Below are 24,859 nucleotides of genomic sequence, written 5' to 3'. Positions count from 1 at the left end.
TACGTCAGGTTGGATGCCTGTCTTTATTTCCCTCTGGAGCGATAGGGGTTTAACCGGGCATCTATGACTATTCTCGCTTTCCTGAAAAACAATGCAAACCGCTGGTGGGCATTGCCGCTTATTTTACCTGTGGTTTTACTTCCCGCGCTGAGCGTCGCGAATACGTTTACGCAGCTGGGCGACGGCATTGTGGCACTCTATTATTTACCGCTCTCATTTTTGCTTTCGCTGATGATGTTCTTTGGCCTGGAAGCGCTGCCCGGGATCGTATTATCCCTGTTTATCCGCTATTACCCGTCGGTCGGGATGTTTGAAACGGTTGCCGGTGTGCTCCATTTTATCGTCCCTTTAGTGCTCAGCTGGGGCGGCTACCGGGTGTTTGCGCCCAGACGCAATATGACGGCGTACGGCGACATCCGCTTGATGGCGCAGCGCATCTTCTGGCAGGCCTTCTGCCCCGCGACGCTGTTTCTGGTGCTGTTTCAGTTTGCCGTGTATCTGGGCGTGTATGAGAGCCGCCAGAGCCTTGCGGGGTTGAACCCTCTTAACATTCGTACGCTCATCAACTACCAGGCGCTGCTGGTCAGCGGGCTGACGGGCGTGCCGCTGAGCTATCTGCTGATCCGCCTGATTCGTCATCCGCGCTATATCAAAAGTCTTCTCTCGCAGATCCGTGCCCAGATAGACAAAAAGGTGACGGTCGCTGAGTTTGTGCTGTGGGCGATTGCGCTAGGCGGGCTGCTTACGCTGCTGCTGCTCCCGATGAATGAAAACAGCTCCATATTCACCACAAACTATACCCTGTCGCTGCTGATGCCGGTGATGCTCTGGGGCGCGATGCGTTTTGGCTATAAGCTGATATCGCTGATCTGGACGCCGGTGCTGCTGGTGTCTATTCACTACTATTATCACTATATCCCGCTGAACCAGGGGTATGACATTCAGCTGGCGATCACCTCGTCCAGTTACCTGGTTTTCTCGTTTGTGGTGATTTATATGTCGATGCTGGCGACTCGCCAGCGCGCCGTGAATAAACGCTCCCGCAGGCTGGCGCTGCTCGACCCGGTCGTCCATATGCCTAATCTGCGGGCGCTGTCGCGCGATCTGGCGAAGAATCCGTGGTCGGCGCTCTGCCTGCTGCGCATTCCGGAGCTGGAAATTCTGGGCCGAAATTACGGCGTGCTGCTGCGTATTTTGTACAAACAGCAGCTGGCGCAGTGGGTAAACGGTACCCTCCAGCCCAACGAGCAGGTGTATCACCTCACCGGGTATGACATGGCGGTGCGGCTCAACGCGGAATCGCACCAGCAGCGAATTGAAACCCTGGACGAGCATATCAAGCAGTTCCGCTTTGTCTGGGACGGCATGCCGCTGCAGCCGCAGGTGGGCGTAAGCTACTGCTATGTCCGGTCCCCGGTTAACCATCTTTATCTGGTGCTGGGTGAGCTGGGGGTGGTGGCCGATCTGTCACTCTCCTCAAACCATCCGGAAAATCTTCAGCAGCGTGGTGCCGTCCATTTGCAGCGCAGCCTGAAGGATAAAGTCGCGATGATGAGCCGCCTGCAAAAGGCGCTCGATAACGACGAATTCACCCTGCTGGTTCAACCCGTTCGCGGCCTGCGTGGCGATCGCTATCACGAAGTCCTGCTGCGGATGCCGGATATAAACGGGCTATTGATCTCTCCCGACCAGTTCCTGCCTGTCGCGCAGGAGTTTGGTTTGTCCTCCCGGGTGGACCTGTGGGTGCTTGAGCATACGCTGCGCTTCCTGGCCGCGCATCGCGAGAGCCTGCCCGGCCAGCGTTTTGCCATTAATCTGGCCCCCTCAACCGTATGCCGGGTGCCGTTCCCGCTTGAGGTGAGTCGCCTGCTGGCGAAATACGCCATTGAGCCGTGGCAGCTGATTTTTGAGGTGACGGAGTGCAGCACCTTCGGCAGCGGGGAGCAGGCGCTACACATCCTCCAGCAGTTGCAGAAAATGGGGGTACGCATTGCAATTGATGATTTCGGGACCGGCTATGCAAGCTATGCGCGGCTGAAAAGCGTGGATGCCGACATTCTCAAGATCGACGGCAGCTTTATCCGCAATATCGTCAACAACAGCCTGGATTATCAGATCGTGGCGTCTATCTGCCATCTGGCGCGCATGAAGAAGATGCTGGTGGTGGCAGAGTATGTCGAGACCGAGGAGATACGTAGCGCGGTTCACGCGCTAGGCATCGATTATGTGCAGGGCTATCTGATTGGCAGGCCAGCGCCGCTGGAATCACTGCTGGAAACGGAGGCGTCCTGCGCGGACGCCTGAACCGTTACGCGGCGACGTCAGCGCTCTCTTCTTCAATTTTGAGCAGCCAGCCGGTGACCGCTTCCCAGTACTGTTGCTCTTTTTCCAGGTCCAGCAGGACCAGCGCATTCTGGCTGAACCAGTCGTGCGGGAAGCTCAGCGTCCAGTGATGGTCGTCGGTTTTAAGCTTCAGCGTGGGCGGCGTGGTGGTCGCCTGACGCTGGTTATTGAGTAGCACGCCAAGACGCAGCAGCTGAATGAGCGGCAGGAACTGCTTTTTCTTGAACAGCGTGAAGCGCGGCAGATCGTCGAGCTTAATGGCTTTGCGGTGATACCGCACCAGGGTCGCCATCATGGTTTGCTGCTCCTGGTTGAAGCCAGGCAGATCGCTGTTTTGCAGAATATAGGCCGAATGGCGGTGCATGCCGCTATGGTTGATGTTCAGCCCCACCTCATGGAGCATCGCGGCCCATTTTAACAGCGCGGCAAGCTGCGGGTGCGCGAGCTTCGGATTCTGCTCTTCCCACTGCTCGTACATCTGCACCGTGGTGTCCAGCACGCGCTTCGCCTGCTCGCGGTCGATGTTGTACTGGTTAGCCAGGCTTTGCGCGGTGCGGCTGCGAATATCCTGATGGCGGAAACGGCCTTCCATTTCGTACAGCACGCCTTCGCGCAGCGCGCCGTCGGAAAGGCGCAGCTCTTTAATGGCGAGGGCATCAAACACGCCGCAGAGGATGGCCAGCCCCGGCACGAAGACCGCCTTACGTTCGTCGGAAAGACCCGGCAGGCTTAAGGCGTCAAAACTTTTATGTTTCAGCACTTCGTCTGTCAGCAGCGTCAGGCGTTCGGGCGTGATGAACCCGTCTTTTTCACCCATTGCCAGCAGCACCTCATGTGCCGCTTTGATGGTGCCTGACGCGCCCAGCGCCACGTTCCAGCCCTGAATACGGTACTGCCAGGCCAGGTTTTCCAGTTTCTGGACAGCTGCCATACGCGCACGCTGGAAGTTCTCGCGGGTGATGGTGCCGCCCGGGAAATACATCTGCGCGAAGCTGACGCAGCCCATACGGCGGCTTTCCACCAGGCGAGGCTCAAAGTCTTCGCCGATCACCAGCTCCGTAGAACCGCCGCCGATGTCGATCACCAGCTTGCGCCCTTTTTCCGGCTGGGTGTGTTCGACGCCCATGAAAATCAGACGCGCTTCCTCGTTACCGGAGATGATCTCAATCGGGTAGGGGATCACCTTTTCGGCCCGCTTGAGAAACTCTGGCGCGTTCAGCGCCTGGCGCAGGGTGTGGGTGCCCACGATGCAGACGCTGGAGGGCGAGAAGCCCTGCAGGCGTTCAGCAAACAGCGACAGGCAGTTTAACCCACGCTCCATTGCCTCTTCGCTGAGCATGCTGCGTTCATCAAGGCCATCCGCCAGGTGCACGCGCTGCTTCAGACGACCGATGATCTGCAGCGCGCCATCCACCTCACGGGCGATGACCATATGGAAACTGTTAGAGCCTAGATCGACCGCGGCGAATTCCTGCGGGCGTGGGGTCTTATCATTTATCGGCATAGGTTAATCGGGTTGCTCGAGTGATTTGATATAGTCGTAAATCGCCAGTTGCGACCGCACTTTGCGGCGGTTGCCGCGCGGTACATAGCGGTTACTGAGTTCTTTGTCGATATAGCGTGCTTTCACGGTATCGCTGAACAGAATCTCGATGATGTCGAGGATCTGCTGCTTCAGGCGCGGATCCAGCAGCGGTGCCGCGACTTCAATTCGGTAGTCAATATTGCGCGTCATCCAGTCTGCCGAAGAGAGATAGACCTGTTTATCACCCGCATTATCGAAAATATAGACCCGATCGTGTTCTAGGTAGCGGTCAACAATGCTGATCACGCGAATATTGTCGCTGATGCCTTCCAGTTCCGGGATCAGCGAGCACATGCCGCGGATCAGCAGGTTAACCGGTACGCCGGAGCTGGACGCGGCGTACAGCCTGTCTACCAGCCCTTTGTCCACCAGGTTGTTGAGCTTCAGCGTGATGCCGGACGACAGCCCTTTCTGGGCATTGGCGATCTCTTTATCGATCATATCGTACAGCAGACGGCGCGAGTTCTGCGGCGAGACCAGCAGATAGTCGAAGCTTACCGGACGGTACGGGTTCTCAATAAAGTTAAAGACCCGGCGCACCTCGTTGGTGATGCGGGCATCGGCGGTCAGCAGCGAGTAGTCGGTATAGATTCGCGCCGTTTTCTCGTTAAAGTTCCCGGTACCGATGTGCGCGTAGCGCACCACCTCGTCGCCCTCTTTACGGGAGATCAGGAACAGCTTGGCGTGAATTTTCAGCCCCGGCGCGGAGAAGATGACGTGTACACCGGCTTCCGTCAGACGACGCGCCCAGTGAATATTCGCCTCTTCGTCGAAGCGCGCCTGCAGCTCCACCACCACGGTCACTTTTTTGGCGTTGTGCGCCGCGTGGATCATCGCATCGATGATGCGGGAATCTTTTGCCACGCGGTAGATGTTGATTTTGATCGCCAGCACGCTCGGGTCGAACGAGGCCTGACGCAGCAGTTCCAGCACGTGCTCAAAGGTGTGATACGGATAGTAGAGCAGGACATCGCGTTCGCGGATGGCGTCAAATCCGTTGCGGAATTTATCGAACCAGAGATGGCGCAGGCGCGGCAGCGGCTTGTTCACCAGATTGGCTTTGCCGACGTTCGGGAAGCCAATAAAGTCTTTAAAGTTGTGGTAACGGCCACCCGGCACGATGGAGTCATAGCGCGAAATGGTCAGCTTCTCGCGCAGCATCTCCACCATGGCGTCTGGCATATCGCGCTGATAGACAAAGCGCACTGGCTCGGCCGTCAGGCGCTGTTTCAGGCTGGAGGACATCAGCTCCATCAGGCTGGCTTCCATCTCGTGCACCAGGTCGTATTCGGCGTCACGGGTCATCTTCATCGAGTAGGCGTTTAACGCATCGTAATCGAAGAAGCCTTTGAAGATGTCGTCCAGACAGTAGCGCAGGATGTTATCTAGCAGGATCATTGGCTTGCGTCTACGCGGGGTTTCCGGCGGCAGGTTCACGAAGCGCGGGACCTTGTCGGACGGGATCTCCAGCAGCGCGTAACGGATGGATTCACCGCGGATAATTTCTACGGCCAGATAGGTGTAGTCATCTTTCAGGAACTGCACCAGATCGGTTTCGCGGTTGATGAGAATCGGGGTAATGTGCTGGCGCAGGTACTGTTTAAAATAGTGGCGCAGCCAGTTTTGTTGGTTAACGGAAAGCTGACGTTCGTTAATCAGGAAGATTTGATTACGCGCCATCTCCAGCAGCAGTTCGTTATACAGGCCGTCAAATTCCTGATCGGCTTTCAACACGCGGGACTGGATTTTGCCCAGCAGGTGCCGCGAGTGCGAGTTTAGGCCCTGTTCTTCGCTGATGATGATGCGTCTCTTCAGCTCGGCAAAGCGAACCTTGTAGAACTCATCCAGGTTGTTGGAATAGATGCCCAAAAAACGCATGCGTTCGATCAGCGGGTTACTTTTGTCAGCCGCTTCCTGGAGTACACGTTCGTTAAATGCTAACCAGCTTAGCTCTTTCTCGATATATAACTTTTCCTGACCCATTACAGCTCACACTCCAGTTCAATCACAGGACGTGGTAAATCCGTCTCGTCCTTATTATGGCGAGCATTTCCACGATATGTCCAACAGTGCCAGAAAAGTATGACAGTTATTTTTTTTGTTGGGGAATTTAGAGGGTTGGGGGAGAGGGGGCGGGTGGCGCTTCGCTTCCCACGACCTACGAGACCGTAGGCCCGTGCAAGCGAAGCGCCGCCGGGCAATTCAAAGAGACTACTCTTCGGCAGCATGACCCTGCGGGGGTAACTTCACGCCATCCAGCCAGGCTGCGCCGTCGCGCATTTCAAGACGCCCGTCGACAAACCAGCTTACCACCAGTGGGTAAATGGCATGCTCCTGGGTCTGCACGCGTTCGGTCACGTCTTCTTCGCTGTCGCCTTCAAAGACCGGGACTTTGGCCTGCAGGATCACCGGACCGCCATCCAGCTCGTCAGTCACGAAATGCACGGAGGTGCCGTGCTCCTCATCGCCGTTTTCCAGAACCTGACGATGGGTGTGCAGGCCGGGATATTTCGGCAGAAGAGAAGGGTGAATATTCAGCAAACGTCCGGCGTAGTGCGCGACAAAGGCCGGGCTCAGAATGCGCATATAGCCCGCCAGCACCACGACGTCCGGCGCGTAGGCATCAATCTCCTGAACCAGCTCGCGGTCAAAGGCTTCACGCCCGGCGAACTGGCTGGCTTCCAGCGCGTGCGCGGGTATGTTCGCTTCCCGCGCGCGCTCAAGGCCGAACGCGTCGGCCTTGTTGCTGAATACTGCCCGAATGGTGCCGTTGATTTTCTTCTGCTTGCAGGCGTCTATGATGGCCTGCAAATTACTTCCGTTGCCGGAAATGAGCACCACGATGTTTTTCATTCAATGACCACACGCTGTTCGGAATCGGAGGCTTTAATCGTACCGATTTTCCACGCATTTTCACCTTTCTCGGTCAGCAGCTTGACCGCTTTATCCGCTTCGCTTGCCGGCAGGGCGATAACCATGCCCACGCCGCAGTTAAAGGTGCGGTACATTTCGTGAGAGCTCACGTTGCCTGCGGTCTGCAGCCAGTTAAAGACCGCTGGCCACTGCCATGAGGACTCGTCGATCACCGCCTGGGTGTTGTCCGGCAGCACGCGCGGGATGTTTTCCCAGAAGCCACCACCGGTCAGGTGGGCAATAGCGTGCACGTCAACGTTCTCGATCAGTTCCAGCACGTTCTTCACGTAGATGCGGGTTGGGGCCAGCAGATGGTCAGCCAGCGGTTTCCCTTCAAGCTCGGTCGTCTGTGGGTCGCAACCGCTCACCTCGAGGATTTTACGCACCAGGGAGTAGCCGTTGGAGTGCGGGCCGCTGGAGGCCAGCGCGATCAGCACATCGCCATCCGCCACTTTGCTGCCGTCAATAATTTCTGATTTTTCTACTACGCCGACGCAGAAGCCTGCGACGTCATAATCTTCGCCGTGATACATGCCCGGCATTTCCGCGGTTTCACCGCCGACCAGCGCACAGCCAGACTGCAGGCACCCTTCGGCGATACCATTAATGACGCTTGCAGCGGTATCCACGTCCAGTTTGCCGGTCGCGTAGTAATCGAGGAAGAACAGCGGCTCTGCGCCCTGAACCACCAGGTCATTCACGCACATCGCGACCAGATCGATACCGATCGTGTCGTGACGTTTTAAATCCATCGCCAGGCGCAGTTTGGTGCCTACACCGTCAGTTCCCGAGACCAGAACAGGTTCACGATATTTTTGCGGCAGCGCGCACAGTGCGCCGAATCCACCCAGACCACCCATCACTTCCGGGCGGCGGGTTTTTTTCACCACACCTTTGATTCGGTCAACCAGCGCATTACCTGCGTCAATATCAACACCGGCATCTTTGTAGCTGAGAGAAGTTTTGTTGGTCACGGCTTAAATCCCCACGCGATTGCATAGCTAGTAAGAAAAATCGGCGCAATTCTAACAGTCCAGGCAAACGTTTGCGAGCCTATTCTCGGCGAGAGGATCTTTTTTTACGTGCAGCCTGCCAGTGCGCCCAAACTTGCGTCTGTTCACGAAAATGAAACCGGTTTCGGTATTCTCCTTGCAACCCGAAACGGCTTTGCACATCATTCAACTGAAACCGGTTTCTGTAATTGTTTTTGCAGAAAATAACGCAGAATGAGGGAAAGCGAATGTCAGGATTTAAAGCAGATTTTCTGTGGGGCGGTGCGGTTGCGGCGCACCAGCTGGAAGGTGGCTGGAAAGAAGGGGGTAAAGGCGTAAGCGTAGCCGACGTCATGACTGCAGGCGCGCACGGCGTGCCGCGTGAAATCACCAACGGCGTGCTGCCGGGGAAAAATTACCCTAACCATGACGCCATCGATTTCTACCACCGCTATAAAGAAGACATCAAACTCTTTGCCGAGATGGGGTTCAAATGCTTCCGCACCTCTATCGCCTGGACGCGCATTTTCCCGAAAGGGGACGAGCGTGAGCCGAACGAGGCTGGCCTGAAATTCTATGACGACCTGTTCGACGAGTGCCTGAAGTACGGCATCGAACCGGTTATTACCCTCTCTCACTTCGAGATGCCTTTCCACCTGGTCACCGAATACGGCGGCTGGCGCAACCGTAAGCTGATCGACTTCTTCGTTCGTTTTGCAAAAGTGGTTTTCCAGCGCTATCAGCATAAAGTGAAGTACTGGATGACCTTTAACGAGATCAACAACCAGGCCAACTTCCATGAAGACTTTGCGCCGTTCACCAACTCCGGGCTGAAGTACGCGCCGGGCGAAGACCGTGAGCCGGTGATGTTCCAGGCCGCGCACTATGAGCTGGTGGCCAGCGCGCTGGCGGTGAAGGTGGGGCGCGAGATTAACCCGTCCCTGCAGATCGGCTGCATGATTGCCATGTGCCCAATCTACCCGCTGACCTGCGCGCCGGACGACATGATGATGGCGATGAACGCCATGCACCGCCGCTACTGGTTCACCGACGTGCACGTGCGCGGCAAGTACCCGCAGCATCTGCTCAACTACTTTGCGCGTCGCGGCTTCACGCTCGATATCACCGAAGAAGATAAAGCCGCGCTGACGCAGGGCTGCGTGGATTACATCGGGTTTAGCTATTATATGTCCTTCGCCACCAAGGCGACGGCGGACAACCCGCAGCTGGACTATGACGAAAGCAAGAGCCTGGTCTCCAACCCGTACGTGCAGAAATCCGACTGGGGTTGGCAGATTGACCCGGTGGGGCTGCGCTACTCCCTCAATTGGTTCTGGGATCACTACCAACTGCCGCTGTTTATCGTTGAAAACGGTTTTGGCGCAATCGACGTGCAGGAGCGTGACGGCACGGTGAACGACCAGTACCGCATTGACTACCTGGCCGCCCACATCCGCGAGATGAAAAAAGCGGTGGTGGAAGATGGCGTAGACCTGATGGGCTATACCCCGTGGGGCTGTATCGACCTGGTGTCTGCCGGTACCGGTGAAATGAAAAAACGCTACGGCTTTATCTTTGTCGATAAAGACAATGAAGGAAACGGCACGCTGAACCGCAGCAAGAAGAAGTCGTTCGACTGGTATAAGCAGGTGATCGCGAGCAACGGGGAGCAGCTATAATTGCCCGGTGGCGCTGCACTTACCGGGCCTACGGGATGTGTAGGCCGGGTAAGCATTAGCGCCACCCGGCAGAACCCCGCACCCAAGCCGGAGCCCAGGCTCTGGCTTTTTTGTTTTTGATTGATGTACATCAAGCAACATGGGTATGGCCTAATCCGAAAAAAGCGGTATAATCCCGCGATTTTTTTGCGGATGCCATTCAGAGGAGAAAGAGAATGAAGATTGTGGAAGTGAAACACCCACTCGTTAAACACAAGTTGGGCCTGATGCGTGAGCATGACATCAGCACGAAGCGTTTTCGCGAACTGGCCTCTGAAGTCGGCAGCCTGCTGACCTACGAAGCGACCTCTGATCTGGAAACGGAAAAAGTCACCATCGAAGGCTGGAACGGTCCGGTACAGGTTGAGCAGATCAAAGGTAAGAAAATTACCGTCGTGCCTATCCTGCGTGCTGGTCTCGGCATGATGGAAGGCGTGCTGGAGCACGTGCCAAGCGCGCGCATCAGCGTGGTGGGGATCTACCGTAACGAAGAAACCCTCGAGCCAGTTCCTTACTTCCAGAAGCTGGTGTCCAACATCGACGAGCGTATGGCGCTGGTGGTTGACCCGATGCTGGCAACCGGCGGTTCAATGATTGCCACTATCGACCTGCTGAAAAAAGCGGGTTGCAGCAGCATCAAAGTGCTGGTGCTGGTTGCGGCACCGGAAGGGATCGCGGCGCTGGAAAAAGCGCACCCGGACGTTGAGCTGTATACCGCCTCTATCGACCAGGGCCTGAACGAGCACGGGTACATCATCCCGGGGCTCGGCGATGCCGGCGATAAGATCTTTGGTACGAAATAATCGAATAACGATAAATAAGCCGACTTTGATAGTCGGCTTTTTTTTGAATAAAACACCAACAACGATACTACTCAGAGGAAAACACTATGACGCGCCGTGCTATCGGGGTGAGTGAAAGACCGCCGCTTTTACAGACTATCCCGCTTAGTTTGCAGCACCTGTTCGCCATGTTTGGCGCAACCGTGCTGGTGCCAATCCTGTTCCACATTAACCCGGCTACCGTGCTGCTGTTCAACGGCATCGGTACGCTGCTGTACCTCTTCATCTGTAAAGGCAAAATCCCGGCGTATCTCGGGTCGAGCTTTGCCTTTATCTCTCCGGTGTTATTGTTGCTGCCGCTGGGTTATGAGGTCGCGCTGGGCGGCTTTATCATGTGTGGCGTGCTGTTCTGTCTGGTCTCATTCATCGTGAAGAAAGCCGGTACCGGCTGGCTGGACGTGATGTTCCCACCAGCGGCGATGGGCGCCATCGTGGCCGTCATCGGTCTCGAACTGGCGGGCGTGGCGGCGAATATGGCCGGTCTGCTGCCTGCTGACGGCCAGTCACCGGATTCCAAAACCATTATCATCTCGCTGGTAACGCTGGGCGTAACGGTCTTTGGCTCCGTGCTGTTCCGCGGCTTTATGGCGATTATCCCGATCCTGATCGGCGTGCTGGCAGGCTATGCGCTCTCCTTCGTGATGGGCGTGGTGGATACCACCCCGATTGCCGAGGCGCACTGGTTCGCGCTGCCAACCTTCTACACGCCGCGTTTCGAATGGTTTGCGATCTTCACCATTCTGCCTGCGGCGCTGGTGGTGATTGCGGAGCACGTCGGCCACCTGGTGGTAACGGCGAACATCGTTAAGCGCGATTTAATCCGCGATCCGGGCCTGCACCGCTCCATGTTTGCGAACGGTTTCTCCACCATCATCTCCGGTTTCTTTGGGTCTACGCCAAACACCACCTACGGTGAAAACATCGGCGTGATGGCGATTACCCGCGTTTACAGCACCTGGGTTATCGGCGGCGCGGCGATCATCGCCATTCTGCTCTCCTGCGTCGGCAAGCTGGCGGCAGCGATTCAGATCATCCCGGTTCCGGTGATGGGCGGCGTGTCTCTGCTGCTGTACGGGGTAATTGGTGCCTCCGGTATTCGCGTGCTGATTGAATCTAAAGTGGATTACAGCAAGGCGCAGAACCTGATCCTGACATCAGTGATCCTGATTATCGGCGTGAGCGGCGCGAAGGTGCACATCGGCGCGGCCGAGCTGAAAGGCATGGCGCTGGCAACCATCGTCGGCGTGGGCCTGAGCCTGATTTTCAAGCTGATCTCCGTGATCCGTCCGGAAGAGGTGGTGCTGGACGCTGACGAAAACGAAAAAGCGTCACACTGATCCTATAACCGGGCGGACGATCCGCCCGGTTCTCTCCTTGCAGGTTCCGTGTTAAACTCCATGCCGATTTTATGTCAGATCTGGTTGAGGTACTTCTGAACGGACCGGCACAGCTCTCTCTGCCACTCTATCTCCCTGACGACGAAACGTTTGCAAGTTTCTGGCCGGGTGATAACCCCTCTTTACTGGCTGCACTGCAAAACGTGCTGCGTCAGGAACACAGCGGATACATCTATATCTGGTCACGCGAAGGCGCGGGGCGCAGCCACCTGCTGCATGCCGCCTGCGCGGAGCTCTCTGCGCGCGGTGATGCGGTAGGCTATGTGCCGCTGGATAAACGAACCTGGTTTGTCCCTGACGTGCTGGAGGGGATGGAACATCTCTCCCTGGTCTGCATCGATAACATCGAATGCGTGGCGGGGGATGAGCCGTGGGAAATGGCGATCTTTAACCTCTACAACCGCATTCTGGAATCGGGCAAAACCCGGCTGCTGATCACCGGCGATCGTCCGCCTCGCCAGCTGAATCTGGGACTGCCGGATCTGGCGTCTCGCCTGGACTGGGGCCAAATCTATAAGCTTCAGCCGCTGTCGGACGAAGATAAGCTTCAGGCGCTACAGCTGCGCGCAAAGCAGCGCGGCTTTGAGCTGCCGGAAGACGTGGGCCGTTTCCTGCTGAAGCGGCTGGATCGCGAAATGCGTACGCTGTTTGACACGCTGGATCAGCTCGATCGCGCCTCCATTACCGCCCAGCGCAAGCTGACCATTCCGTTTGTGAAAGATATTCTGAAGCTATAGTTGTGCCGGGTGGCGGCTGCGCCTTACCCGGCCTACATATGGCACCCGTAGGCCCGCTAAGCGCAGCGCCACCGGGCGAAACCATCAGAGGATCTCGAGCACGTCTTCCGGCGGGCGTCCAATGCGCGCCTGGCCGTTCGCCACGACAATCGGGCGCTCAATCAGCTTTGGATTTTCAACCATCGCCTGTATCAGCTGGGCCTCGGAGAGACGGCTGTCATCCAGGTTAAGCGACGTATACAGATCTTCTTTCTTGCGCATCAGATCCCGCGCACTGCCCATGCCCAGCATATGCAGCAGCTGGCGGAGGGTCTGCGCGTCCGGTGGGGTGTCGAGGTACAGCACCACCTCCGGCTCCACGCCGTTAGACTTCAGCAGGCTCAGGGTATCGCGGCTCTTGGAGCAGCGCGGGTTGTGGTAAATTTTTACGGCGTCTGTCATGACGTGAATTCTCCTTGATTACATCTTCTCGTACGGCTTGAAGCGCTGCTGCAGGCCGCGAAGCTGATCGATACGCGCGTCGTATCGGGCCTGCTGGAGGCTGCCGAGTTTGACCTGCGAGCTGGCGCTACTGAGCGCGGAAATGGCCTGATCGAGGCGCCCCACCAGGGCAAAGCCTTCTGCGCGTGCCGCCAGCTCCTGATCGCGGTTGCCGAGCTGGGCTTCCGCCTGAGCGAGCAGATCCCAGCCGTTTTGATCGTCTTTATTATTAAAGGTGTAGCGGTTCAGGATGGTCGCTGCTTCACCCGGCTGGCCGCCCTGCAAGTAAGCGTTCGCCAGGTTAAGCTGCAGCACCGGGTTGGTACGGACGTCTTTTGCCCCTTTCAGGCGGTTAATCGCATCGGCAGGCTTCTTCTGCCCCAGATCGATATCCGTCGACAGATCGAGGTACCACGGATTGTTTGGGTCGGCAGCCAGAAGCGGCTGCAGCGCCTTACGCGCCTCGTCGTATTTGCTGGCTTCCATCGCCTGGAGCGCCTGACCATACTGCGCGGCGTTCTTCTCGCGCACGTTGCCTTTCGCCAGGGTATCCAGCAGGTCGCTGGTGAGCTGGTTACGCCCGGAATTGTACATCCCCAGCGTTCTCACTTTCGCCATGTAGAAATCCTGCGAAGACTGGACCACGACCGGGCGCATCTGGTTGGCACGGTTACGCGCGTCCGACAGACGGCTTTCAGGCAGCGGGTGCGTGAGCAAAATTTCCGGTGGACGGGAAGAATAACGCGCTTGATCGAGCAGTTTTTCAAGGAAGCTCGGCATGGCCTGCGGGTCAAAGCCTGAACGCTGTAACACCTGAATGCCGATGCGGTCTGCTTCCTGCTCATTCTGCTGGGTAAAGCTGATCATCCCCTGGCGCGTTCCTGCCAGCGTACCGGTCAGCGCTGCCATCCCGGCCTGCGGGCTGGCCATCGCCAGCAGAATCGATCCCAGTGCGCCCACCCAGGTAAGGGGAGCGTTACGTTTCTGGTCTTCCATGGCACGCGCCAGGTGACGCTGCGTGACGTGCGAAATTTCGTGCGCCATCACCGAGGCCAGCTGGCTTTCGTTGTCTGAGTAACGGAATAACGCCGAATGCAGCACCACGTTACCGCCAAAGAAGGCGAAGGCGTTGATTTCGTCGTTATTGATTAAATAGAAATGGAAGGGGGTTCTGACCGAATCGGCGTGCGCCACCAGACGCATTCCCAACCCGTTTATGTACTGTACCAGCAAAGGGTCGTTAATCAGCGGGGCGCTGCCGCGCAGCTGGCGAACATAGTAATCCCCCATTTGCATCTCTTGCCCAATAGAGAGCGTGCTTCCTGCTGTGGTGCCCATGTCCGGCAATGTATCGGACGAGTCAGCAAAAGCGGGCAACACCTGACCGACCGTCACCGCGGCAATCAGTGTTGCAACCAGTGTTTTTCTCAATTGCCTGAACATAACCACTGTCCTGTATGTTGGATGTGCTAATTTGACCGATGAACCGGCATATCGTTCATCTCTGCTGCCCTGCGAGTGTAGCCGTGTTGTAGCATGAAGAAAATCCCATTCATCAGGCTTTTGCGGATTGCGATCGGGATACAAAAAGCGAAAGTCTTTTTTGTGACAGTTAGATACAATTCACCGTCTCACTCCCGCCATTCGATTCAGGGAAGGGTTGTATGCTCGAAATGTTAATGCAGTGGTACCGGCGTCGCTTCAGCGACCCGGAAGCCATTGCTTTGTTGGTTATTCTGGTTGCCGGGTTCGGTATCCTGTTCTTCTTCAGCGGTCTGCTTGCCCCTCTGCTGGTGGCGATTGTGCTGGCGTACCTGCTGGAGTGGCCCACGGCGCGCCTGGAACATATCGGCTGTTCCCGCCGCTGGGCGACCAGCATCGTGCTGGTGCTGTTTGTTGGCATCCTGCTGCTGATGGCCTTTGTGGTGATGCCGGTTGCCTGGCAACAGGGAATCAACCTGATCCGCGATATGCCCGGCATGCTGAACAAGCTGTCTGATTTCGCCGCCACGCTGCCGCGTCGTTATCCTGCGCTGATGGATGCCGGGATTATCGACGCGATGGCCGAAAACATGCGCGCCCGCATCATGACGATGGGCGATTCGGTGGTGAAGTACTCGCTGGCGTCCCTGGTCGGACTGCTGACGCTGGCGGTCTACCTTGTGCTGGTGCCGCTGATGGTCTTCTTCCTGGTGAAAGATAAAGACCAGATGCTTAACGCCGTGCGCCGTATTCTGCCGCGCAACCGCGGGCTGGCGGGGCAGGTCTGGGAAGAGATGAACCAGCAGATCACCAACTACATTCGCGGCAAGGTGCTGGAGATGATTGTCGTGGGGGTCGCCACCTGGATTGGCTTCCTGATTTTCGGCCTGAACTACTCGCTGCTGCTGGCGGTGTTGGTGGGGTTATCGGTCCTCATCCCGTATATCGGCGCGTTTGTGGTGACCATTCCGGTGGTTGGCGTGGCGTTGTTCCAGTTTGGGTTGGGGACCGAGTTCTGGAGCTGCTTCGCGGTGTACCTGATTATTCAGGGGCTGGACGGTAACCTGCTGGTACCGGTGCTGTTCTCCGAGGCGGTAAACCTGCATCCGCTGGTTATTATCTTATCGGTGGTGATTTTCGGCGGGCTGTGGGGATTCTGGGGCGTGTTCTTCGCCATTCCGCTGGCAACGCTGATTAAAGCGGTCGTCCACGCGTGGCCGGATGTGCCGGCGGTAGAAGAGCAGTAAGTTTTGCCGGGTGGCGCTGCGCTTACCCGGCCGACTTATCCTTGTAGGTCGGGTAAGGCGAAGCCGCCACCCGACACTCACTTTCAGGCACTTTCTTTCAGCCAGTTCAACACCACGTCGTGGTGGTTGCTGGTTTTGAAGTCGTCAAACACGTGTTCAACTTTACCGTCAGCGTCAATCAGGAAGCTGATGCGGTGAATGCCGTCGTAGGTTTTACCCATAAACGTCTTCTCGCCCCAGACGCCGAACTGCTCGCAAACCTGATGATCTTCATCAGAAAGCAGCGTGAAGTTCAGCAGCTCTTTTTCAGCAAATCGTGACAGCTTTTCTGGTTTATCGGTGCTGATACCCAGCACTTCCACGCCGACTTTCTTCAACTCATCCATGTTGTCGCGTAAGCCGCAGGCCTGTACGGTGCAGCCGGGGGTCATGGCTTTCGGGTAGAAATAGACCAGAACACGCTGTCCCTGGAAGTCGGTCAAATTTACTTGCTCGCCGTCTTGATCCGGTAAGCTAAATTTCGGTGCGATGTCACCGGCTTTCAGTGGATTCATTACTCAACTCCATCCTGTTCGTGCTGCGAATAATTGACGACGCTTATACTGCCCTGCGCGTTTAATTCTGTACAGAGGGCTTTGAACGCTTGCTCGATATTTGACGCATCCTGTGATGCAGGACTGTGCGCGGTAATTTGAATAAAGAGCGTGGGAACCGTGCTTGCGTCGCCCGGCTGTGTGCGGGAAACGAGCTCGGCGATGTTCATCTGATGGCTGTCAAACAGCGCGGTGAAGCGCTCAATCAGATGCGGAGAATCAGGCACTTCAACCTGCACCCAGACGGTAGAAGGCATAGCTGGACGCGGTCGCGCGGTGGTGCGCTTCATGACGATCAGCAAGTCCAGCTCGGCGCCTTTCAGCGGCAGGGTCGATTCAATCAACGTGATGGCGTTCCATGTCCCGGAAAGCAACATAATGAATGTGAACTCTTCGCCGAGCATGGCCAGACGGCTGTCTTCGATATTACAGCCGCAGCTGCTTACGTGGCGGGTGATGGTGTTCACGATACCCGGCCTGTCGGCACCCAGCGCAGTGATAACCAGGTAATGTTGTGATGAGGTTGTCAAACCTGTTCTTCCTTTGCATGGTTAAGTCTTCCTAAGGAAAGCATAAAAAAAACATGCATACAACCGCCTGAGGGCCTCAGGTCGCTTGCTTTTATTACAGTTCCAAACGTACCATTGAGACTCTTGTTCGCACAGAGGATGGCTCATGTTCACGGGAAGTATTGTCGCGCTTGTAACACCGATGGATGAAAAAGGTAACGTCTGCCGGTCTAGCATGAAGAAGCTGATTGATTACCATGTCGCCAATGGAACCTCGGCGATCGTTTCGGTAGGGACTACCGGTGAATCTGCAACGCTGAGCCACGACGAGCACGGCGATGTGGTTATGCTGACCCTGGAACTGGCTGACGGACGTATTCCGGTCATCGCGGGCACAGGCGCGAATGCCACCGCAGAAGCGATCAGCCTGACTAAACGTTTTAACGACAGCGGCATTGTCGGCTGTCTGACGGTGACCCCTTACTACAACCGTCCCACTCAGGAAGGTTTGTTCCAGCACTTCAAAGCCATCGCTGAACATACTGACTTGCCACAAATTCTGTATAATGTGCCGTCCCGTACTGGTTGCGATATGCTGCCGGAAACCGTTGGCCGTCTCTCGGAAGTAAAAAATATTATCGGTATTAAAGAGGCGACAGGGAACTTAAGCCGCGTTCATCAGATCAAAGAGCTGGTTTCAGACGACTTTATCCTGTTGAGCGGTGATGATGCGACCGCGCTGGACTTTATGCAGCTCGGTGGTCATGGCGTGATCTCCGTAACGGCAAACGTTGCGGCGCGCGACATGGCTGAAATGTGCAAACTGGCCGCGGCCGGTCACTTTGATGAAGCGCGTGTCATCAATCAGCGTCTGATGCCGCTGCACAATAAATTATTTGTCGAACCCAATCCGATCCCAGTGAAATGGGCATGTAAGGAGTTGGGGCTTGTAGCAACCGACACGCTGCGTCTGCCAATGACACCGATTACCGACCACGGTCGTGATATCGTCAGGGCAGCGCTGAAGCATGCCGGTTTGCTGTAGAGTTTAGGGAGATTTGATGGCTTATTCAGTACAGAAGTCGCGCCTGGCGAAGGTTGCGAGTGTTTCGCTTGTTATGCTGCTCGCTGCCTGTAGTTCAGACTCGCGCTACAAGCGCCAGGTGAGCGGTGATGAATCCTATCTGGATGCGACCCCGCTTGCTGAACTTCACGCACCGGCTGGTATGATCCTGCCGATTCAGAACGGCGATTATAATATTCCCGTGACCAACGGCAGCGGCCTGGTCGGTAAAGCGCTTGATATTCGTCCACCAGCACAGCCTCTGGCGCTGGTTAACGGGGCGCGTACCCAGTTCACCGGTGATACCGCGTCTCTGATGGTTGAGAGCGCGCGCGGTAGCACGCTTTGGCCACAGGTTGTCAGCGTCATTCAGTCGAAGAACTACACCATCGATAAACGCGATGACGCCAGCCAGACGTTAACCACCGACTGGATCGAATGGAACCGTCTGGATGAAGATCAGCAGTACCGTGGTCGCTATCAAGTCTCCGTAAAACCACAGGGTTACCAGCAGGCGGTCAACGTTAAGCTGTTGAACCTGGAGCAGGCGGGTAAACCGGTTGCGGATGCCTCGTCCCTGCAGCGTTACAGCACCGAAATGCTGAACGTGATTGCCGCAGGTCTGGATAAAACCGCGACCGATGCCGCCAACGCCGCACAGAGCCGCAACGGTGTAACCTTCGATGTCCAGAGCGGCGCGGATGATACCGGCCTGCCAATGCTGGTGGTGCGCGCACCGTTTAACCAGACCTGGCAGCGTCTGCCAGCGACGCTGGAAAAAGTGGGCATGAAAGTCACTGACAGCACCCGCTCAACCGGCAGCATGACGGCAACCTATAAGCCGCTCTCCGACAGCGCGTGGCAGGAACTGGGTGCGAAAGATCCTCAGCTTGCCTCCGGTGACTACAAAATTCAGGTCGGTGACCTTGATAACCGCAGTAGCCTGCAGTTTATCGATCCAAAAGGTCACACGCTGACCCAGTCGCAGAACGATGCGCTGGTCGCTGTCTTCCAGGCAGCATTCAGCAAATAAATACGAGGGCTGGTGAATCCAGCCCTTTTTATTTTCGTGCTACGCAAACGTGTGCGTGGCATAATATCCCCAGTTTTGAACACAAATCATCACACCAGGAGTAATGAAGATGCAGAAGCAAGCTGAGTTGTATCGTGGCAAAGCGAAGACCGTATACAGCACGGAAAACCCGGATCTGTTGGTGCTCGAGTTCCGCAATGATACGTCAGCAGGGGATGGCGCACGCATTGAGCAGTTCGATCGTAAAGGCATGGTGAACAACAAGTTCAACCACTTCATTATGACCAAACTGGCCGAAGCGGGTATCCCGACTCAGATGGAAGCGTTGCTGTCCGATACGGAATGTCTGGTGAAAAAACTGGATATGGTTCCGGTTGAGTGCGTTATTCGTAACCGTGCGGCGGGCTCCCTGGTGAAGCGTCTGGGCATTGAAGAAGGTATCGAACTGAATCCACCGTTGTTCGATCTGTTCCTGAAAAACGACGCCATGCACGACCCGATGGTCAATGATTCCTACTGCGAAACCTTCGGCTGGGTGAACAAAGAGAACCTGGCGCGCATGAAAGAGCTGACCTACAAAGCCAACGACGTGCTGAAAAAATTGTTTGATGACGCGGGCCTGATCCTCGTCGACTTCAAGCTGGAGTTTGGTCTGTTCAAAGGCGAAGTGGTGCTGGGCGATGAGTTCTCACCGGACGGCAGCCGCCTGTGGGACAAAGAAACCCTGGATAAAATGGACAAAGACCGTTTCCGTCAGAGCCTGGGTGGTCTGATTGAAGCGTACGAAGCGGTTGCTCACCGTTTAGGCGTTAAGCTCGACTAACTCCCTCACTTGCCAAAGGATGTTCGCATCCTTTGGCGTCTTACCTTTGTTTCCTATGGTAATCTTGCCGTTAACCGCCTACGATCATAGCTATTATAAATGGAATAGTTCGAGGTGGTTATGCGCTGGCAAGGGCGTCGTGAAAGTGACAATGTAGAAGACAGACGCAGTGATGGCGGCGGCGGTCCTTCCATGGGGGGACCCGGCTTCCGCTTACCCAGCGGCAAGGGCGGTATTATCCTGCTGATAGTGGTGCTGGTCGCGGGGTATTACGGCGTCGATCTCACCGGGTTAATGACCGGTCAGCCGCTGCAACAGCAGCAGCATTCTCAGCGCTCCATCAGCCCGAATGAAGATGAAGCGGCCAAATTTACCTCCGTGATCCTCGCCACAACGGAAGACACCTGGGGTCAGCTGTTTGAGAAGATGGGGCGTACCTACCAGCAGCCAAAGCTGGTGATGTACCGGGGCGCAACCCGCACCGGATGCGGTACCGGACAGTCCGTGATGGGGCCGTTCTACTGCCCGGCGGACGGCACCGTCTATATCGATCTCTCCTTTTACGATGACATGAAACGCAAGCTTGGCGCTGACGGCGATTTTGCCCAGGGCTACGTGATCGCGCATGAAGTTGGCCATCACGTGCAAAAGCTGCTGGGGATTGAGCCAAAAGTGCGCCAGCTGCAGCAAAATGCGTCTCAGGCGGAAGTGAACCGTTTGTCCGTCAAAATGGAGCTGCAGGCGGACTGCTTCGCGGGCGTCTGGGGCCACAGCATGCAGCAGCAGGGCGTGCTGGAATCCGGCGATCTTGAGGAGGCGCTGAATGCCGCTCAGGCGATCGGTGACGACCGCCTTCAGCAGCAGAGCCAGGGGCGCGTCGTGCCGGACAGCTTCACCCACGGTACCTCACAGCAGCGCTACAGCTGGTTTAAACGCGGTTTCGACAGCGGCGACCCGGCGCAGTGTAATACCTTCGGCAAAGCGATGTAATGCTGGCGTTTGATCAGCTGATACGCGAGCTTGAGCGCACCGGCCATCGTCGGCTGGTGGTGCTCAGCGGCGAGGCGCAGTGGACGTTGAGTCAGGCGACTGACCTGCGTAATACCCTGCTGGGAGACTGGCTGTGGCTGGATGATAATCCCTCTAAAGCCCTCAGCGGACTGCTGGGACGCGAATATCGGCATGCTGTCTTTGACGCGCGCGCCGGGTTTGACGTCTCAGCGTTCGCCGCGCTCAGCGGAACGCTGCGCGCCGGAAGCCTCCTTGTGCTGCTGGTTCCTCCGCTTGCTGACTGGGCCGACAGGCCAGACAGCGATTCTTTGCGCTGGAGCGACAGCGCGGAGCCGATCGCCACTCCACACTTTGTGCACCACTTCTGCCGGACGCTTGCCGCCGATTCGGATGCGATTGTCTGGCAGCAGCATCGTCCCTTGTCCGTTCCCGTTGCGCCGGATTTACCCGCCTGGCAGCCTGCCAGCGGCGCACCGCAGCGCGAGCAGGCGGAGATCCTCGACGCGCTTCTGACCATGCCTGCGGGCATTGCCGCGGTAACGGCACCGCGCGGGCGCGGAAAGTCAGCCCTGGCGGGGATGCTGCTCAGTAACATTCAGGGGAGTGCGGTGGTCACGGCACCGGCTAAAGGGGCAACGGATGTCATTGCGCGCTTCGCGGGCCAGCATTTTCACTTTATGGCCCCAGATGCGCTGCTGGCCTCCGCGCTGCAGGCCGACTGGCTGATTGTCGATGAAGCGGCTGCCGTCCCGGGCCCGCTGCTGGAGACGCTGGTCACGCGCTTTCCGCGCGTGGTGTTAACCACCACGGTGCAGGGCTATGAAGGGACAGGCAGGGGGTTCCTGCTGAAGTTTTGCGCCCGTTTCAGCGGACTGCGGCATTATGCCTTATCGACCCCCATTCGCTGGGCTGCCGGATGTCCGCTTGAGCGGTTCGTGGCGAATGCTCTGTTATTTGATGATGCGCTTATCGACCGCAAACCGGAAGGCGACGTGCGTATAACGCCGCTGGCGCCGTGGATGTGGGAGAGCGACCCGGCACGCGTGGCAAGCGTTTATGAACTGCTGTGTGCGGCACACTACCGCACGTCACCGCTCGATTTACGCCGGATGATGGACGCGCCCGGCCAGCACTTTGCTGTCGCCGGGACGGAGGCAGAGATTGCAGGCGCGCTCTGGCTGGTGGAAGAGGGCGGGTTGTCCCCTGAGCTTAGCCGCGCCGTGTGGGCGGGATACCGGCGTCCACGCGGGAATCTCGTGGCGCAGTCTCTGGCGGCACACGGCGGATCGCCACTCGCGGCAACGCTGAAAGGGCGACGGGTTAGCCGCATTGCGGTTCACCCCCTGCGCCAGCGGGAAGGCATCGGGCAACGGCTTATCCGTAGCGCCCGCGGGGAAGATTATCTGTCGGTGAGTTTTGGCTACACCGACGAACTGTGGCGTTTCTGGCAGCGGTGCGGGTTTGTGCTGGTGCGGATGGGGAGCCATCGGGAAGCCAGCAGCGGCTGCTACACGGCGATGGCGCTGCTGCCGCTGAGCGAGGCAGGGCATCGGCTGTGCGCGCAGGAACATCAGCGTTTGTGCCGGGATATGCGCGTCCTGTCGGCCTGGAACGGTGAAAAGATCCCGGTGGACGACGGCTGGGAAGCTACCCTTAATAGTGATGACTGGCGGGAGCTGGCCGGGTTTGCGTTTGCCCATCGCGCGTTTTCAACCTCGGTTGCCGCGCTGACGCGGTTGTTGCTCACCGTTGATATGCCGCTTCCGGCCCTGCGGGGGAAAATGGCAGGGAAAACGGATGAGGTCGGGCGAAAAGCGTTGCTGGCCAAGCTGCGCAGTGAAACCGCGCAAGCGCTTGAAAGCCTTGATTATCCCCGCTGCCAGCAGTTGAAGGAAGCCATTTTGCAATGGCAATTTTTTCAATGACTTCTTCAGTAAAGTGGCATGGTCATTCCCGCCGGGAGGCGTAGAATCCAGGTCATCTATTAAGGAGACCACCATGAAACATGACCATTTTGTTGTTCAAAGCCCTGACAAACCGGCTAAACAGTTACTGCTTCTGTTTCATGGGGTTGGCGATAATGCCGTCAATATGGGGCAGATTGGCAGCTGGTTTGCGCCCGTTTTCCCCGACGCGCTGATTGTCAGCATCGGGGGCGTAGAGCCATGCGGCCCGAACGGGCGCCAGTGGTTCTCGGTTCAGGGCGTGACGGAAGAGAACCGTCAGGCGCGCATTGATGCCATCATGCCGACCTTTATCGAGGTCGTTCGCTACTGGCAGCAGCAGAGCGGCGTAGGAGCCGATGCGACCGCGCTGATTGGCTTCTCGCAGGGGTCAATCATGTCGCTGGAAAGCGTAAAGGCGCAGCCAGGTCTTGTGTCACGGGTGATCGCGTTTAACGGCCGTTTTGCGACGTTACCGACAAGCGCAACCACGCAGACCACGATCCACTTAATCCACGGCGGTGAAGACCGGGTGATTGAACTCTCGCATGCGGTTGCTGCCCAGGAAGCGCTGATTCGGGAAGGTGGGGATGTGACGCTGGATATCGTTGACGATCTGGGCCACGCCATTGACGACAGCAGCATGCAGTTTGCGCTCGATCGTTTACGCTATACCGTACCGAAGCACTACTTTGATGAAGCGCTCAGCGGCGGTAAGCCGGATAACGATGATATTGTTGAGTTTATGTGAGGTTATCCCCTCTCCACAGGAGAGGGGATACAGACCGGTTACTTCTTCTGGTCTTTCTTCGGCCAGTCGTCGTCATCGTCCCACTTGTCGTTGAAATCACGGTGCGGGGGAAGATCCGGTTTGTTGGCGAGAAATTTTTTATGGTCCACGCGCTTAAGGTCTTTAATCACGTTAAGCAGTACGCCGACCAGAAAAACCAACACCAGAACCCACCAGTACTTTGAAAGCCAATCCATTCGCTATTCCTCTCAGAGCGTTCGTCAGGCGACGATTTGCTCCATAATACGTTGATACATACGGGCCAGCAGTTGTAAATCTGCCGCATTGACACACTCATTTATTTTATGAATGGTTGCGTTCACTGGCCCCAGTTCGACAACCTGAGCACCCATACGGGCGATAAAGCGTCCGTCTGAGGTACCACCCGTTGTCAGCAGCTGTGGCTTAATTTCATTATAGTGCTCGATGGCGTTCACCACCGCATCCACCAGTTTGCCACGCTGCGTCAGGAACGGCTGGCCGGAAAGCCACCACTCCACGGTGTAGCGCAGCTGATATTTTTCCAGCAGGGCGATAACGCGCGCCTTGATCATCTCATCGGTCAGTTCCGTGCTGAAGCGGAAGTTGAACTGGACGAAATAATCCCCCGGGATCACGTTATTGCTGCCGGTCCCGGCCTTGACGTTTGCTATCTGCATGCTGGTCGGCGGGAAGAACTCGTTGCCCTTATCCCACTCAATCGCCACCAGCTCGCTCAGCATTGGCGCGGCGCGGTGAACCGGGTTATCGGCGAGATGCGGATACGCAACGTGGCCCTGAACGCCGTGAATGGTCAGGTTACAGGTCAGCGAGCCACGGCGTCCGTTTTTGACGACGTCACCCACCACTTCGGTGCTGGACGGCTCACCGACCAGGCAGTAGTCGAGACGCTCGTTGCGTGCCATCAGCGCTTCAACGACCTTCACGGTACCGTTGTGCGCGCTGGCTTCTTCGTCGGAGGTGATCAAAAACGCGAGACGGTTTTTGTGGTTCGGATGCTGCGCCACAAAGCGCTCTGCCGCCACGACCATCGCCGCCAGAGAGCCTTTCATGTCTGCCGCGCCGCGACCAAACAGCATGCCATCCCGAATGGTCGGCTCAAACGGCGGGTTAATCCAGCGATCCGCGTCACCGGCGGGAACGACGTCAGTATGCCCGGCGAAGGCCAGCGTTTCGCCCTGTCCGCGCCACGCCCAGAAGTTCTGGGTATCGCCAAAATCCATGCGTTCAACGGTAAAACCGATGGCGCGCAGGCGTTCAATCATAAGAGCCTGACAACCTGCGTCGTCCGGGCTAAGGGAAGGACGGCGAATAAGCTGCTGAGTCAGCTCAATGACCGGGCATGACATAAACTACAC

22 protein-coding genes are annotated in these 24,859 nt (G+C 56.9%); 12 read left to right on the top strand and 10 right to left on the bottom strand.

Going from position 1 to position 24,859, the window contains the following annotated elements:
- Positions 1–63: 63 nt before the first annotated feature.
- The gene (locus KGP25_RS17335; RefSeq protein WP_048226192.1) at positions 64–2,304 is read left to right on the top strand and encodes an EAL domain-containing protein; all 2,241 of its coding nucleotides are present in this window, start codon (positions 64–66) and stop codon (positions 2,302–2,304) included.
- 4 nt (positions 2,305–2,308) lie between these two features.
- Here KGP25_RS17335 and ppx read toward each other — a convergent pair whose 3' ends face one another.
- The 4 genes from ppx to purM all read right to left on the bottom strand — a co-directional run bounded on the left by ppx (position 2,309) and on the right by purM (position 7,815).
- Positions 2,309–3,847 (bottom strand): exopolyphosphatase, encoded by a 1,539-nt coding sequence (gene ppx, locus KGP25_RS17330; RefSeq protein ID WP_008501646.1) that lies wholly within the window; start codon positions 3,845–3,847, stop codon positions 2,309–2,311.
- 3 nt (positions 3,848–3,850) lie between these two features.
- Positions 3,851–5,911, bottom strand: coding sequence for a polyphosphate kinase 1 (ppk1, locus tag KGP25_RS17325; protein ID WP_048029611.1), 2,061 nt, complete (start codon positions 5,909–5,911; stop codon positions 3,851–3,853).
- 228 nt (positions 5,912–6,139) lie between these two features.
- Positions 6,140–6,781, bottom strand: coding sequence for a phosphoribosylglycinamide formyltransferase (gene purN, locus KGP25_RS17320; protein ID WP_223539350.1), 642 nt, complete (start codon positions 6,779–6,781; stop codon positions 6,140–6,142).
- Complete coding sequence (purM, locus tag KGP25_RS17315) at positions 6,778–7,815, bottom strand: phosphoribosylformylglycinamidine cyclo-ligase (protein WP_025758936.1); 1,038 nt, start codon at positions 7,813–7,815, stop codon at positions 6,778–6,780. The genes purN and purM overlap by 4 nt, the downstream gene beginning before the upstream one ends.
- Positions 7,816–8,081: 266 nt before the next feature.
- Between purM and KGP25_RS17310 the strand changes: the two genes are divergently transcribed.
- From KGP25_RS17310 to KGP25_RS17295, 4 genes are all read left to right on the top strand, one after another.
- Positions 8,082–9,512 carry a 6-phospho-beta-glucosidase gene (locus KGP25_RS17310; RefSeq protein ID WP_223539349.1) on the top strand — a complete coding sequence of 477 codons (1,431 nt, stop codon included), beginning with the start codon at positions 8,082–8,084 and terminating at the stop codon, positions 9,510–9,512.
- A gap of 215 nt (positions 9,513–9,727) precedes the next feature.
- Complete coding sequence (upp, locus tag KGP25_RS17305) at positions 9,728–10,354, top strand: uracil phosphoribosyltransferase (RefSeq protein WP_008501641.1); 627 nt, start codon at positions 9,728–9,730, stop codon at positions 10,352–10,354.
- An 86-nt stretch (positions 10,355–10,440) separates the two neighbouring features.
- Positions 10,441–11,730 carry a uracil permease gene (gene uraA, locus KGP25_RS17300; RefSeq protein WP_032675304.1) on the top strand — a complete coding sequence of 430 codons (1,290 nt, stop codon included), beginning with the start codon at positions 10,441–10,443 and terminating at the stop codon, positions 11,728–11,730.
- Positions 11,731–11,825: 95 nt separating this feature from the next.
- Positions 11,826–12,527, top strand: a complete 702-nt coding sequence (locus KGP25_RS17295; protein ID WP_213014348.1) for a DnaA inactivator Hda — start codon at positions 11,826–11,828, stop codon at positions 12,525–12,527.
- Between the two features lie 84 nt (positions 12,528–12,611).
- Here the strand turns inward: KGP25_RS17295 and arsC are convergent, their stop codons facing one another.
- Positions 12,612–12,968, bottom strand: coding sequence for an arsenate reductase (glutaredoxin) (gene arsC / locus KGP25_RS17290; protein ID WP_032675303.1), 357 nt, complete (start codon positions 12,966–12,968; stop codon positions 12,612–12,614).
- 18 nt (positions 12,969–12,986) lie between these two features.
- Positions 12,987–14,450: a beta-barrel assembly-enhancing protease gene (gene bepA / locus KGP25_RS17285; RefSeq protein ID WP_045908582.1), complete on the bottom strand. Its 1,464-nt coding sequence runs from the start codon at positions 14,448–14,450 to the stop codon at positions 12,987–12,989.
- Positions 14,451–14,671: 221 nt separating this feature from the next.
- Between bepA and KGP25_RS17280 the strand changes: the two genes are divergently transcribed.
- Positions 14,672–15,736 carry an AI-2E family transporter gene (locus KGP25_RS17280; protein ID WP_045908583.1) on the top strand — a complete coding sequence of 355 codons (1,065 nt, stop codon included), beginning with the start codon at positions 14,672–14,674 and terminating at the stop codon, positions 15,734–15,736.
- Between the two features lie 83 nt (positions 15,737–15,819).
- On the opposite strand, the gene bcp is transcribed toward KGP25_RS17280, so the two are convergent.
- Together bcp and KGP25_RS17270 are read right to left on the bottom strand one after the other, a co-directional pair.
- On the bottom strand, positions 15,820–16,290 hold the full coding sequence (gene bcp, locus KGP25_RS17275) for a thioredoxin-dependent thiol peroxidase (RefSeq protein ID WP_008501635.1): 471 nt from the start codon (positions 16,288–16,290) through the stop codon (positions 15,820–15,822).
- On the bottom strand, positions 16,290–16,859 hold the full coding sequence (locus KGP25_RS17270; protein WP_023325845.1) for a glycine cleavage system transcriptional repressor: 570 nt from the start codon (positions 16,857–16,859) through the stop codon (positions 16,290–16,292). Before KGP25_RS17270 ends, bcp begins: the two co-directional genes overlap by 1 nt.
- A 145-nt stretch (positions 16,860–17,004) precedes the next feature.
- Here KGP25_RS17270 and dapA point away from each other — a divergent pair, with 145 nt between their 5' ends.
- The 6 genes from dapA to ypfH all read left to right on the top strand — a co-directional run bounded on the left by dapA (position 17,005) and on the right by ypfH (position 23,462).
- A complete protein-coding gene (gene dapA, locus KGP25_RS17265) occupies positions 17,005–17,883 on the top strand; it encodes a 4-hydroxy-tetrahydrodipicolinate synthase (protein WP_008501633.1) in 879 nt (292 codons plus the stop codon).
- 16 nt (positions 17,884–17,899) lie between these two features.
- Positions 17,900–18,934: an outer membrane protein assembly factor BamC gene (gene bamC / locus KGP25_RS17260; RefSeq protein ID WP_048029613.1), complete on the top strand. Its 1,035-nt coding sequence runs from the start codon at positions 17,900–17,902 to the stop codon at positions 18,932–18,934.
- 109 nt (positions 18,935–19,043) lie between these two features.
- Positions 19,044–19,757: a phosphoribosylaminoimidazolesuccinocarboxamide synthase gene (purC, locus tag KGP25_RS17255; RefSeq protein ID WP_008501631.1), complete on the top strand. Its 714-nt coding sequence runs from the start codon at positions 19,044–19,046 to the stop codon at positions 19,755–19,757.
- A 120-nt stretch (positions 19,758–19,877) separates the two neighbouring features.
- Positions 19,878–20,747: a neutral zinc metallopeptidase gene (locus tag KGP25_RS17250; protein WP_028016137.1), complete on the top strand. Its 870-nt coding sequence runs from the start codon at positions 19,878–19,880 to the stop codon at positions 20,745–20,747.
- Positions 20,747–22,693, top strand: a complete 1,947-nt coding sequence (locus tag KGP25_RS17245) for a GNAT family N-acetyltransferase (protein ID WP_223539348.1) — start codon at positions 20,747–20,749, stop codon at positions 22,691–22,693. Before KGP25_RS17250 ends, KGP25_RS17245 begins: the two co-directional genes overlap by 1 nt.
- A gap of 73 nt (positions 22,694–22,766) precedes the next feature.
- Positions 22,767–23,462 carry an esterase gene (ypfH, locus tag KGP25_RS17240; RefSeq protein WP_223539347.1) on the top strand — a complete coding sequence of 232 codons (696 nt, stop codon included), beginning with the start codon at positions 22,767–22,769 and terminating at the stop codon, positions 23,460–23,462.
- Positions 23,463–23,500: 38 nt separating this feature from the next.
- Here ypfH and KGP25_RS17235 read toward each other — a convergent pair whose 3' ends face one another.
- Both KGP25_RS17235 and dapE read right to left on the bottom strand, forming a co-directional pair.
- Positions 23,501–23,698 (bottom strand): YpfN family protein, encoded by a 198-nt coding sequence (locus KGP25_RS17235; protein WP_008501627.1) that lies wholly within the window; start codon positions 23,696–23,698, stop codon positions 23,501–23,503.
- Between the two features lie 24 nt (positions 23,699–23,722).
- The gene (dapE, locus tag KGP25_RS17230; RefSeq protein WP_023294260.1) at positions 23,723–24,850 is read right to left on the bottom strand and encodes a succinyl-diaminopimelate desuccinylase; all 1,128 of its coding nucleotides are present in this window, start codon (positions 24,848–24,850) and stop codon (positions 23,723–23,725) included.
- Between the last annotated feature and the right edge of the window lie 9 nt (positions 24,851–24,859).

The sequence above is a fragment of the Enterobacter sp. JBIWA003 genome (assembly GCF_019968825.1).
GTDB lineage: Bacteria > Pseudomonadota > Gammaproteobacteria > Enterobacterales > Enterobacteriaceae > Enterobacter > Enterobacter quasiroggenkampii.
This window is presented reverse-complemented; position numbering and strand designations above follow the sequence as displayed.